The following is a 12,699-nucleotide window of genomic DNA, read 5'->3' as shown; positions in this document are numbered from 1 at the left end:
CCATGACCGAGTTCGAGTCCGACCCGCAGCGCCGGCCGGCCCCCACCGACGCCGAGCCGTCGCACCCCACCGCCGAGCTGCCGCGCGACGAGCGCGTGCAGTCCGACTCCCCGACCACTCCCGTACCGGTTGTCTCGACCGGCGGTGAGCCGACGGTCGCCTCCACCACCGGTGACGCCGAGACCACCGCCGTCACCCCGGCCGCCGCGCCCGCCGGGTACGCCGGCTCCACCGCGCCCGCCGGGTACGCCGGCTCCACCGCGCCCGCCGGCCCGCCGGCCGCCGCTCAGCCCGCCGGGTACGAGCCGTCGACCGGCTACGAGCGCCCGGCCGCCACCGCGTCCGCGCCGCCGTACCCGGTCTCCGGTCACCCGGCGCCCGGCCAGCCCGGCTACCCACAGCCGGCCGCCGGCCACTACCCCGGTGCACCCTGGTACCCGGGCCAGCAGTCCGGCTGGGCCGGCGGGGGCCAGCCGGGCATGCCGTACGCCCAGCACCAGCAGCACCCCGGGCAGCACGCCCAGCACCCCGGACAGCACCCGCACCACCCGGGCCAGCCGGTCCCGCCGTGGGGCCCGCAGGTCGCGCCGCCCGGCAGCGGCCCCCGGCCGGGTCGAATCGCCAAGTTCGCCGGTGCCGGCGTCGCGGTGTTCGCCCTGATGCTCGGTTCCGGCGTGGCCGGTGGGGCACTCGCGCTCGCCCTCGACGGCGACGGCGGTGGCATCACCCGCACCTACTCCGCGGCTCCCGTGATCAATGGCGCCGACCTGCCGAAGATCGCCGCGGCGGTGCAGGACAGCGTCGTCTCGATCACCACCGACAGCGGTGAGGGCTCCGGGGTGGTGCTCAGCGCCGACGGGTACGTGCTGACCAACAACCACGTGGTCGCGTCCGCCGCAGGCGACGCCGTGCGGGTGGTCTTCGCCGACGGCAAGACGGCCGACGCGAAGATCATCGGCACCGACCCGAAGACCGACCTGGCCGTGGTGAAGGCCAACGGGGTGAGCGACCTCAAGCCGGCCAAGTTCGGCGACAGCGACGCCATGCAGGTCGGTGATCAGGTGCTCGCCCTGGGCAGCCCGCTCGGACTGCAGGGCTCGGTGACCTCGGGCATCCTCAGCGCCCGGGACCGCACCATCCGGGCCGGTGAGGGTCAGCCGCAGGACCCGACCCAGCAGCAGAGCCAGCCGGTCAGCTCGATCTCCGGCCTGCTCCAGACGGACGCCCCGATCAACCCCGGCAACTCTGGCGGAGCCCTGGTCAACACCCGGGGCGAGGTGATCGGCGTCAACACCGCCATCGCGACCTCCGGGCAGAGCACCGGCAACATCGGTGTCGGGTTCGCCATCCCCAGCAACAAGGCCAAGGACGTCGCGGGCAAGCTCCAGCGTGGCGAGAAGGTCAGCCACCCGTCGCTCGGAGTCGGCGTCAACCAGGCCGAGGGCGGCGGCGCGCTCGTCGCGTCGGTCACCCCGGGCAGCCCGGCGGAGAAGGCCGGCCTCCAGCGCGGCGACGTCGTCACCCGGTTCGGCGACAAGCCCGTCAACGACTCGGACGACCTGGTCGGCGCGGTGCAGGCCGGCAAGGTCGGCGACCGGGTCGAGGTGCAGTTCAAGCGCAACGGTGTCGAGAAGTCGGTGACCGTGACGCTCGCCGAGACGTCCTAACCAGCTATCTGAACCTGCTTCCTCCCTCCGGCGGCGGGTGGCGGGGCCGAGGGGGTCGGCTCCGTCACCCGCCGCTTTTTTCCGCCCCGACGGCGGTTCACCCGGATCGGGTGAACCGCCGTCACCCGTTCGCCCGGCAGGTTCGGGGGGCGACGACCGGAACCGGGGGTGGGGTGCCATGACCGAGGTGGTGGGTGTCCGCGACGACCAGCGGATCCAACGCGACGTCCTGGCCGAGCTGGCCTGGGACGCCCGGCTGCAACCGAACGAGATCGGGGTCACTGTCGACCAGGGCGTGGTCACCCTGACCGGATTCGTGGACGGTGCCGCTCGCGGTTGGGCCGCGACCCGATGCGCACAGCGGGTTCGTGGCGTACGGGCGGTGGCCGACGAGATGGAGGTGCGGTTGCCCGGCACTCCGGGGCGTACCGACGCCGAGGTCGCCAACGCCGCCACCCGCGCCCTGGAGTGGGACAGCTTCGTGCCCGCCGAACGGCTGGACGTGACAGTGGCCAACGGTTGGCTGATGCTGCGCGGTGAGGTCGAGTTCGGGTGGCAGCGGCGGGCCGCCGAGGGCGAGGTGCGCCGGCTCGACGGCGTACGGGGGATCACCAACCTGATCGAGGTACGACCCGCGGCGCCACCGGCCGCCGAGCGGCTGCGGCGGGACGTCCAGCGCGCGCTGTTGCGCACGCTCGGCGGCGAGCGGGTGACCGTCGAGGTGGACGGCGACACGTTGGTCCTTGCCGGGGTGGTCCGTTCCTGGTGGGAACGCGACCAGGTCGAGCGAGTGGCATGGTCCGCGCCCGGGGTGCGAGTGGTCCACGACCAACTCCTGGTGGGCGGGTGATCGTCCGCCATGTCCGGTTTACCTGTGCCGCCACCGGGAAACCGCCGCCGACCGGCGGTGTCGCCGCACCGGGGAGCAACGGGGAGGACTCGTGGCCGTGAACCACCCGCCTGCGGGCCGCCCCGAGGAGCGGTCGCTGCGCATCGCGATGGTGGTTCCGCCGTGGTTGTCCGTACCGCCGCCCGGCTACGGCGGCCTCGAACAGGTCGTCGCTGCCCTGGTGGACGCGCTCTGCAGGCAGGGGCACTCGGTGACCCTGTTCGGCGCAGGTGGTGACCACGGCACGGCGGCCGACGGCTTCGTCTCCACCGTTGCCGAGGTCCAGTACGAGCGGCTCGGCGAGTCACTGCCCGAGCTGGCCCACCTGGCCCGGGTGAATCGGCTGATCAGCGCGGCCGACTTCGACGTGATCCACGACCACACCACGATCGGTCCGCTGGTCGCCGGCCGCCGGGCCGTGCCGACGGTCGCGACAGTGCACGGCAACCCCGTCGGGGAGTACGGCGACGTGCTGAGCGACATCGACGCGGGCGTCGCTCTGGTGGCCATCTCGCACGCCCAGCGCCGGCTGAACCCGAACCTGCCCTGGGCTGGCACCGTGCACAACGCGCTGGACATCCGGGGCTTCCCGCGCAAGCACACGCCCGGCGCGGGGCCGGTGCTGTGGCTGGCCCGGTTCAGCCCGGACAAGGGCCCGGACACCGCCATCCGGGCGTGCCGGGCGGCCGGTGTGCCCCTGCTGCTGGCCGGCAAGTGCAACGAGCCGGCCGAGCGCCGCTACTACGAGCAGGTCGTCGCGCCGATGGTCGACGAGGATGTGACAGTCGTGCTCAACGCGGACCGCGCGACGACGTTACGGATGCTTGTCGACGCCCGCTGCCTGATCATGCCGATCCAGTGGGACGAGCCGTTCGGCATGGTGATGCTGGAGGCGATGGCCACCGGCACGCCGGTGGTCGCCCTCAACAGGGGTGCGGTGCCGGAGCTGGTTCGGCCGGGGCTGACCGGGCTCGTCGTCGAGCGGTCGGAGGAGCTACCCGCGGCGTTGCTCGCGGCGGAGCGACTCGACCCGGAGGACTGCGTGGCGCACATCGCGCGGAACTTCTCGGTCGAGCGGATGGCGAGCGGCTACGCGGAGGTCTATCGGCGCTTCGCCCTCGGCCGGCACGACGTCCGTGAACCGGCCCGGGTGCCGGTGCGCTGACCCACCGGTGCCGCCGGGTCAGGCCCCGGTCGCGCCCAGCTCGGCGATGGCGGCGTCGAGGCGAGAGGCGTACGCCGGGCTGATGCCACCCTCACCGAGGCGGACGGCGACCTTGGTGCGCAGCCGGGCCACCGGCGGCGCCAGCTCTTCGCGGCCGGAGCTGACCGCCACGGTCAGGTTGCGCAGCTCGTTGCGAAGGTCGAGGGCCACGTCGTCGCGGATCTCCCCGGCGCTCAGCCCGGCGCCGATCAACCCGTCGACCCGGTTCGCGACCTCGGTCAGGGTGCCCGGGTTCGAGGTGGGCGCCCCGGTGGTCGGCTTCGTCGACGGCACCGTGGTCGGCGGGGTCGACGTGATCGGCGCGGACGACTCGGGGGCCGGCGGATCGGTCGACGGGGTCGTCACCGGCCCGGCGGAGGGCTGCGCCCGGCGGGTCGGCTGCTGTTCCGGCAGCAGGGCCACGCCGGCCAGGGTCACCCCGACGGCCAGCACCAGCAGCAACACCAGCCGCCGCCGCGACCAGCCCGACCCGGTCGCCGGACCGCCCACGCCGGAGGAGGCCCCGCCGTCCGAGGTGTCTCCATCCGTCCGCGCCGCCGCCGGGACGCTGGCCGTCGCGACGCCGGGTGACTGTGGTGGCAGGGGCTGGGTGGGCACCCGGATGGTCGCGGTCGGAGGTTCGGCGGGCAGCGAGTGGTCGCGGAGCGCGGTGGCGACCTGCCGGGCGGTCGGCCGATCGGCCGGGTTCCGGGCGAGGCTGCGCAGGCAGATCTGGGCCACCGGTGCGGGCAGGTCCGGCAGGTCGGCCAGCGTCGGCGGCGGACCACTGGCCAGCGCGGCGCTGAGCTGCTCCCAGGTGTCCGCCGGATACGGGACCCGGCCGGTGAGCGCCTCGTGCAACAGCACGCCGAGCGAGTAGACGTCGGTGGACGGCTGGGCCGGCGCGCCGTCAAGGCGTTCCGGGGCTACGTACGCCGGGGTGCCGAAGGTCTCGCCGTCCTCGTCCTCGTCGGGTGCGCCGATCCGGGTGGCGATGCCGAAGTCGAGCACCTTGACGCCCGTCCCCGTCATCATCACGTTGGCCGGGGTGATGTCCCGGTGCACGATCCCGAGCCGGTGCGCGGCGGCCAGCGCGTCCGCGACCTGCGCGCCCACCTGGACCGCCTCGGTCCACGGCAACGGCCCCTCGGTGAGCCGCAGCTTCAACTCCTCGCCGCTGAGCAGCTCCATCACCACGAACGAGGTGATCGAGCCGTCCGGGTCGACCGTCTCGCCGTAGTCGTGCACGGAGGTCAGGTGCGGGTGCACCAGCTGGGCGGCGGCCCGTGCCTCCTCGCGCACCATGCCCCGGAACCGCGCGTCGGCGGCGAGTGACGGGGCGAGCACCTTCAGCGCGACCACCCGGTCCAGTACCTCGTCCCGGGCACGCCAGATGACCGACATGCCGCCGGCGCCGATCTGGTCCAGAAGTCGGTATCTGCGAGCCAGCAATCGGCCCGGATGCAGTGCTGCCTTCACGGATCGCACCTGCCTCAGGGGTGGGAGCGGTATCAGGTTGCGCGAATGCGTCCGGCCTGTCAACGCCGTCGGCGCCGGCCGTCGACGGACGGTGCGTGCCGTGCGCTGACCGCCGGTCGACGCCGGCCCACCGGTCGGCGGCGGGCCCGTGCCAGGATGAGAGACATGGCGGGGGGACCGGTGGCGTTCGTGCTCGGCGGCGGGGGAGTGCTCGGCGCGGTCGAGGTCGGCATGTTGCGGGCCCTGTTCCGCGCCGGCATCCAACCCGACATGGTGCTCGGCACCTCGATCGGAGCGGTGAACGGCGCGCTGGTCGCCGCCGACCCGTCCGAGGCGGTGACCGACCGGCTGGTCCGGCTCTGGGCCTCACCGGAGGCGAGCGAGGTGTACGGCGACTCGGTGGCCCGGCAGCTGCGCCGTTTCGCCGCCCGCACCCACCTGCACTCACCCCGGCCGCTGCGCCGCCTGTTGGAGACCGAGCTGGGGGTGGACACCACCTTCGCCGACCTGCGGGTGCCGTTCCGCTGCTGCGCCGCCCACATCGAGCGGGCCGCCGAGCACTGGTTCGACAGCGGTCCGGTCGTGCCGGCGGTGATGGCGTCGGCCTCGGTGCCGGGCCTGCTTCCGCCGATGGAGATCGACGGCGCGCACTACGTGGACGGCGGGATCGTCAACTCCATCCCGATCGGCGAGGCCGTGGCCGTCGGCGCCCGCCGGATCTACGTCCTCCAGGTGGGTCGGATCGAACGGGAGCTGACCCCGCCCCGCCGGCCGTGGGAGATCGCGCAGGTCGCGTTCGAGATCTCCCGCCGGCACCGCTTCTTCCGGGAGATGGCGGCGCTGCCCGAGGGCGTGGAGGTGCACGTCCTGCCGACCGGCGGCCTCAACCCACGCGACGACACGCCGTGGGCGTACCGGGACATGGCGGCGGTGGGACGGCGGATCAGCCGCGCGTACACCGCCTCCCGGCGCTACCTCGCCACCCACCTGGAGCGGTGATGCCGCTGCCTCCCCGGTGGCTGCGTCGGCTGCTGTTCGCCCCCGCCGTCGTGCTGCTCGCCTTCCTCGTGGTCACCACGTTGCCGATCTGGGCGCTGCTCGCCGCAGCCGCGTCCCCGCTGGTCCCGGGCCGGTTGCGCCCGCTGCGACTGCTCTGGATCGGCTGCTTCTACCTGGTCTGGGACGCCGCCGCGCTGCTCGCGCTCTTCCTGCTCTGGGTCGTCTCCGGCTTCGGCTGGCGGACCCGGTCGCCGGCCTTCCAGCGCGCGCACTACGTGCTGGCCGGCTGGTTCCTGCGGGTGCTGTTCTGGCAGGCACGTTGGACACTGCGGTTGCGCATCGACGTGGTGGGCACCGACCCGGACACCGCGCTGCCCGGCCGGCCCGAGCTGGTGCTCTGTCGGCACGCCGGGCCGGGCGACTCGTTCATCCTGATCCACGGGCTGGTCAACTGGTTCCACCGGGAACCCCGGATCGTTCTCAAGGACAGCCTCCAGTGGGATCCGGCGATCGACGTGCTGCTCAACCGGCTGCCCAACCGGTTCATCGCGCCGACCCCGGAGCGCGGCGAGGAGACGGTACGCCAGGTCGGACACCTCGCCACCGGCCTGGACGACAACGACGCGTTCGTGATCTTCCCCGAGGGCGGTAACTTCACCCCCCGGCGACGGCTGCGCGCCATCGCCCGGCTGCGCTCCCTCGGCCTGGAACGGATGGCCCTGCGCGCCGAGCGGATGCGCCACGTGCTCGCCCCGCAGCCCGGTGGGATGCTCGCCGCGCTGGACGCCGCACCGGACGCCGGGGTCATCTTCGTCGCCCACACCGGGCTGGACCGGATGCTCACCGTCGCCGACGTGTGGCGGGAGCTGCCGATGGACAAGCGGATCGTGATGCGGTTCTGGTCCGTGCCCCCGGAGGACGTACCGACCGGACGGCAGCAACGCATCGACTGGCTCTTCGATTGGTGGGCGCAGATTGATGCCTGGATCGCCGCTAATCGGTAGATGTCCGCGTAGGGTGCGGGCGTGGACGAGATCTGCGTGGTGACAACGGTGGTGGATGCGCGTTCGGTCGCCGACGTGCTGGCGGCTGCGGCCGTCGCCGGCAGGCTCGCCGCCTGCGCCCAGGTGGGTGGTCAGGTGGACAGCACCTACTGGTGGCGGTCCGGGATGGAGACGAGCACCGAGTGGTCGGTGCAGTTCAAGACCGCACCGGATCGGCTCACCGCGTTGCTGGACCAGATCCGGGTCAGCCACCCGTACGAGGTGCCGGAGATCCTGGTGTCCAGGGTGGAGAGCGGCAACCCCGACTACGCCACCTGGGTGTACGAGCACACCCGATCCTGAGTACGCGCACTCTGGGTCGCACCCCGGCCGGTTGTCGATGATGACCGGGTGGACGACACCCGTTACCCCTGCCCCGCCTGCGGTGCACCGGCCGATCTGAGCGCCGGTTGCTCCGGCTGCCGACGCGCGCCCGACCCGATCGCCGCTGAGGTGGTTCGGCTGAGCCGGGAGGTCGCCGAGCTTGAGCCGCAGGTGGAGCGGGCTCGCCGCGCGTACACCGAGTTGGCCGGACGGCTGTCGACAGTGTCCGGGCGGCGAGCCGAACTGGCGGCGGTCGTCCGCGCCGGGTTGGCGGCCTCGGTCGTGGCGCGCCCGGCGCCTCTCGTCGTCGGCCCGGCGCCGTCAATCGGCCCGGGTCCCGGGGTCGCGACGGATTCGCGGCCGGGTGCGGCGGAGACCTCGACCCGGACGGTCCAGGGTCTGCTCTTCGTCCTCGGTGGACTCCTGCTGGGGACCGCGGCGGTGGTGTTCACCGCGGTCGCCTGGGCGGCGGTGGGGGTCGCCGGGCGGGCGTTGATCCTGGCCGTGTTCACCGCGCTCGCGCTGGGCGTACCGCTGCTGGCGGTCCGCCGAGGGCTGCGCGGTACTGCGGAGACGTTCGCCGCGGTGGGGTTGCTGCTGGTGGTGCTGGACGGTTACGCGGCCTGGTCGGTGGACCTGGCCGGCGTGACCGGCTGGCCGGGCAGCCGGTACGCCGCGCTGGTCGGGGGGGCCAGCGCGGCGGTCGCCGTGGCGTACGGCCGGTGGAGCGGGTTGACGGGGCCGTGGTTCGCCGCCCTGGTGGCCGCCCAGCCGGCGTTGCCGCTGCTCGCCGCCGAGGCCGGGCTGGGTGCCGCGGGGTGGGCGTTGGTCCTGCTCGGGGTGGCGTCGCTGAACCTGGCCGTGCTGGCCGCGCTGCGTGGCCGGGAAGGGGTGGCGCAGCTCGTCGGCCGGGTGTTGGCCGGCGCCGGTCACGTCGCCGCGCTGGTTGGCGCCTCGGCGTGCGCGGTGGTGCCGCTGGTCAGTGGGCGGGCGGGGGGCTCGCCACTGCTGGCCGGGGTGCCGCTGTTGCTGGTCGCGCTGACCGGGTTCGGCGCGGCCTGGCTCGTCGGGGGGCGGGCGCTGCGGGCGGTGGCGGCCGGGCTGCTGGTGCCGGTGCTCGCCGCCGCCCTGCTGCGTCCGGTGGCGGAGCTGCGGCCGTCCCTGCTGCTGCTCGCGGCGGCGACGGTGGCGGTGGGGATGGCCGCCGCCGTGCGGCTCCTGCCGGCGGCGGCCGGGGCGGCGCTGGACGGTGGCGGCGGTTGGCGGACCGGTCCGCGGGCGGGTGCGCTGTTCGTCGCGGCGGGCACGGCGCAGGTCGCCGTGTTGATCACCATCGGGCTGGCGCTCGCCGCCGTCGGCCGGTCGCTGCCGCCCTGGGGTGGGGCTGGGACGGGGCCGGACCTGCTCTGGGGTTGGCAGCTGGCACCTGCGGTGGCGCTGGCGATCGGCGCGACGGTGCTGCTGCTCCCTCGGAACACGCGGACGGTGCTCGCCACGGCCGGCGCGGTGGCGGTGCTGTTCGCCGTGCCCGCCGGCTGGACGGCCTCCTGGCCCCAGGTGGTGGCCATCGACCTGATCGGCGGGGTCGCGCTGCTGCTCGCCGTGCTGGCCCGCCCGAGCACCCCATCGGTCGCCCTGCGCATCCGTGCGCTCGGCGGTGCCGTCCTGCTCGGGCACGGGCTGCTGGTCGCCCTGGCCGCCCCGACCGGTGCCCTGGTGGCGCTCGGTGTGCTCGCCGTGGTCGGGTTGGCACTCGCCGTCCGACGGGGGGCCGGCGCGTACCGGGAGGTGGCCGGCGCGGGTCTGCTGGTCGGGCAGCTCGCGCTGCCCGGGATCGCGGCGGTGGCGATGTTCGCCGCGGGCGGGCCGCCGTGGTGGCAGGCCCGGCTCGCGCTGGCCGCCGCCGGGCTGTCGCTGGTCGCGGCGCTCGCGGCCCGCCGCCACCGGGTGGAGCTGATCGGGTACGCGGTGACCGGCGCCGTCGCGGCGGTGGCCGTGCCTGGCCTCGCGCCGCTGGTCGGCGCGGGTGACGAGCCGCTCGCGCTGTACGCGGCGCTGGCCGCGCTGGGGGTCTGCTGGCTGCCGTCGGCGAGCGCCTCAGGTCAGGCGGCCCTCGGGGACCGGCCGACGGCCGACGAGCGCGAGCCGGCCCGGTCGGCGCCGTTGCTGGCGGCCGGCGGAGCCCTGGCGGTGGTCGCTGTGCTGGCGGCCCTGCCGACGGTGCTGACCGCGCTCGTGTCGCCCTACGGCGGCCGGGACCGGGTGTGGTCGGGGGTCCCCACGGTCGTCGCCGACCCGACGGTGCTCCCGGTCGGGTTCGCGCTGGTCGTGCTCGCGGTGGCCGGGGCGCTGGCCGGTCGGCGGGTCGGCCTGCCGGTGCCGCTCGCGCTGCCGTTCGTCGCGGTGTCGCTGCCGGTGCTGCTCGTCGCGGTCGGCGCGCCGTGGCCGGTGCTCCCGGCCGCCGTTCTGCTCGCCGGCCTGGCCGCGTTGCTGTTCACCGCGTTGGCCGCGGCCCGCCCGGCGCTCGCACCGGTCGCCGTGCCGGTGGGCGTGGTGCTGGTGGCCTCCGGTGTGCTCGGTCTACTGGCCACCCGGGCCGGGACGCTCGCGGCCGAGGGGGCGCTGCTGGTGGCGGCGGTCGCGGTCACCGTCGGGGCGCGCAGCTTCGCGGTACGGGTCGCCGGTTGTCTCGCCGCCGTTGGTGCGGCGTCCGCGTTGGCGGTGACCGCCCCGCTCGCCGGTGGGCTGCCGCTGCGGGCTGCCGCGTACCCACTGCTGGCGGTGGCCGCGTTGGTGCTGGCCGCCGCGGCGGTCACCCCGGCGCGGGCCCGGCTGGGACGGGTGCTGGACGCCACCGCGCAGGCCGTCGCGCTGGTGGCGGCGGTGCTCACCGTCGAGGTGGCACGGCACCTCGCCACCGTCTGCGTGCTCTGGGGTGTCGCCGTGGCGCTGCGGCTGCTGCGCCGGGGCGAACCGGCCGGTCGGCGGTGGGCGTTCGCCGGGATCGCCGCCGGCAGCGAGTTGCTCGGGGCCTGGGTGCTGCTGGCCGCCGGTGGGGTGACGGTGCTGGAGGCGTACACCCTGCCGGCTGCGGCGCTCGCCGTCGGTGCGGGTCTGCTGGCGCTGCGTACCCGACCGGGTTTGACCAGCTGGCCGGCCCTCGGCCCGGGGCTGGTCGCGGCGTTGCTGCCCAGCCTCGTGTCGGTGCTGGCCGGGGCGGACCCACAGCCGTGGCGGCGACTGCTCCTCGGCGCGGCGGCGACCGGCGTGGTGCTGGCCGGCGCGACCCGTCGCTGGCAGGCGCCGGTGCTGCTCGGCGGCGGGGTGCTGACGCTGTTGGCGCTGCACGAGCTGGCCCGGGGGTGGGATCTGCTGCCCCGGTGGATCTACCTGGGGGTCGGCGGGCTGGCGCTGGTCGGGCTCGCCGCCACCTACGAGCGGCGGCGCCGTGACCTGGCTCGACTGCGCTCCGCGGTGGGCCGACTCGGCTGAGTCGAACCAGTAGGGGTAGGGCCTGCCCTACCCCCCATTCGGGGGTTGTCGGGGTTACTCAGCGCTACCGCGATTGGGAGACTTGACATTAAGCCCGAACCATCCTGGTACGGGCGCAAGCGGAACGGGAGCAGCGATGGCGCTCGGAGCGGTGGCAGAACCGCCGGTACGACGGCGAGGTAGTGACTACGCACAGTTGTCCCGACGGATCAGCCAGGCGGGCCTGCTGGAGCGGCGTCCCGGCTGGTATGTCACCCGCATCGCGTTCACCCTCGGTGCCTTCGTGGCCGGCTGGGTGGCCGTGTTCCTGCTCGGCGACTCCTGGTGGCAGCTTCCGCTCGCGGCCCTGATGGCGGTCGCCACCACCCAGGTCGCGTTCCTCGGTCACGACGCAGGGCACCGCCAGATGTTCCGTCGGCGTGGCCCCAGCGAGTTGGTGGGGCTGCTCGCCGGCAACGCGGCGGTGGGGCTCAGCTACGGCTGGTGGGTCGACAAGCACAACCGGCACCACGCCAACCCGAACCACGAGGACGAGGACCCGGACGTCGGCGCGGGCGCACTGGTGTGGACACCCGAGCAGGCGTTGGAGACCCGCGGGTTCGGCCGTTGGATGGCTCAGCGGCAGGCGTACTTCTTCTTCCCGATGCTCCTGCTGGAGGGCCTGAGCCTGCACGTGGCGAGCATCCGGGCGATCATCGGCCGGGAGCCGAACGGCGGCGGGTACACCGTCCCGATGCGGCACCGGGCGGTCGAGGCGGCGTTGCTCGTCGCGCACACCGCCGCCTACGTGGCGCTGCTGCTGGCGGTCATGTCCCCGGTCAAGGCGCTGCTCTTCGCCGTCGTGCACCAGGCGCTGTGGGGCCTCTACATGGGCTGCGCGTTCGCGCCGAACCACAAGGGCATGCCGATGCCGACCGCCGAGGACGAGCTGGACTTCCTGCGTAAGCAGGTGCTGACCTCCCGCAACGTGCGCGGCAGCCGACTGGTGGACACCACGCTCGGCGGTCTCAACTACCAGATCGAGCACCACCTCTTCCCGAACATGCCCCGCGCCAACCTGCGCCGGGCCCAGCCGATCGTGCGCGCCTACTGCGCCGAGCAGGGCATCCCGTACGCCGAGACCGGACTGGTCGAGTCGTACCGGCAGGCGCTCGGTCACCTGCACGAGGTGGGGCGGCCGCTGCGCGGCTGAACGGAAACGGCCGCTGCGCGGCTGTTGCGAGGACTGATCGGTGGGGCGGCATCTGACGATGCCGCCCCATCGTCGCGTTTCTGACCCGACATCTCCGGTCCGGGCCGGGAGCATCCGGTAGATCCGGTTGTTCCCAATATTCGTATTCCGCCCGCCGTTGCTCCCGCCTCCGCCAAAAATTGTCATAGGTCAATAGTTGCCATGGTCAATCTGGGCTTGCTAGGTTCACTGCGGCACCCACGGGGGGCGCTGATCCGACTCATTCTCTGAGCCTCGTCGCGGTGTCCGGCGCTGTCTCCGCGCGCCGATTTCTCCTTCGCGGCAGTTCGACCGGCACGAGCTGTGCCGTGGGCAAATCGTGTCTTTCGTCGTCGGCATCGCGTGAAGGAAATCAGATGAGCATTGTCGGT

General features: G+C 74.1%; 9 protein-coding genes. 8 read left to right on the top strand and 1 reads right to left on the bottom strand.

Annotated elements, in window-relative coordinates:
- The first annotated feature begins 2 nt into the window (after window positions 1-2).
- The 3 genes from ACQRWP_RS22945 (at window position 3) to ACQRWP_RS22935 (ending at window position 3,721) form a co-directional block, all read left to right on the top strand.
- Window positions 3-1,667 (top strand): trypsin-like peptidase domain-containing protein, encoded by a 1,665-nt coding sequence (locus ACQRWP_RS22945; protein WP_430497615.1) that lies wholly within the window; start codon window positions 3-5, stop codon window positions 1,665-1,667.
- A gap of 178 nt (window positions 1,668-1,845) precedes the next feature.
- Window positions 1,846-2,517, top strand: coding sequence for a BON domain-containing protein (locus ACQRWP_RS22940; protein WP_210785378.1), 672 nt, complete (start codon window positions 1,846-1,848; stop codon window positions 2,515-2,517).
- Window positions 2,518-2,665: 148 nt separating this feature from the next.
- Entirely contained in the window at window positions 2,666-3,721 is a 1,056-nt protein-coding gene (locus tag ACQRWP_RS22935) for a glycosyltransferase family 4 protein (protein ID WP_430503268.1), read from the top strand.
- Between the two features lie 18 nt (window positions 3,722-3,739).
- Here ACQRWP_RS22935 and ACQRWP_RS22930 read toward each other — a convergent pair whose 3' ends face one another.
- A complete protein-coding gene (locus ACQRWP_RS22930) occupies window positions 3,740-5,239 on the bottom strand; it encodes a protein kinase domain-containing protein (protein WP_430497613.1) in 1,500 nt (499 codons plus the stop codon).
- Window positions 5,240-5,404: 165 nt separating this feature from the next.
- Between ACQRWP_RS22930 and ACQRWP_RS22925 the strand changes: the two genes are divergently transcribed.
- The 5 genes from ACQRWP_RS22925 to ACQRWP_RS22905 all read left to right on the top strand — a co-directional run bounded on the left by ACQRWP_RS22925 (window position 5,405) and on the right by ACQRWP_RS22905 (window position 12,289).
- Complete coding sequence (locus ACQRWP_RS22925; RefSeq protein ID WP_238680595.1) at window positions 5,405-6,238, top strand: patatin-like phospholipase family protein; 834 nt, start codon at window positions 5,405-5,407, stop codon at window positions 6,236-6,238.
- Entirely contained in the window at window positions 6,238-7,242 is a 1,005-nt protein-coding gene (locus ACQRWP_RS22920) for a 1-acyl-sn-glycerol-3-phosphate acyltransferase (RefSeq protein ID WP_430497611.1), read from the top strand. The genes ACQRWP_RS22925 and ACQRWP_RS22920 overlap by 1 nt, the downstream gene beginning before the upstream one ends.
- A 21-nt stretch (window positions 7,243-7,263) precedes the next feature.
- Window positions 7,264-7,584 carry a divalent-cation tolerance protein CutA gene (cutA, locus tag ACQRWP_RS22915; protein WP_091406014.1) on the top strand — a complete coding sequence of 107 codons (321 nt, stop codon included), beginning with the start codon at window positions 7,264-7,266 and terminating at the stop codon, window positions 7,582-7,584.
- 48 nt (window positions 7,585-7,632) lie between these two features.
- Entirely contained in the window at window positions 7,633-11,097 is a 3,465-nt protein-coding gene (locus ACQRWP_RS22910; protein ID WP_430497609.1) for an SCO7613 C-terminal domain-containing membrane protein, read from the top strand.
- Window positions 11,098-11,233: 136 nt separating this feature from the next.
- Window positions 11,234-12,289, top strand: coding sequence for a fatty acid desaturase family protein (locus tag ACQRWP_RS22905; RefSeq protein WP_430497607.1), 1,056 nt, complete (start codon window positions 11,234-11,236; stop codon window positions 12,287-12,289).
- The last annotated feature ends 410 nt before the right edge of the window (window positions 12,290-12,699 follow it).

Origin of the sequence: Micromonospora trifolii (assembly GCF_050516465.1) — a bacterium.
Classification (GTDB): domain Bacteria; phylum Actinomycetota; class Actinomycetes; order Mycobacteriales; family Micromonosporaceae; genus Micromonospora; species Micromonospora trifolii.
Note: the sequence above shows the minus strand (reverse complement) of the source record. Positions and strands in the feature narration are given on the sequence as shown.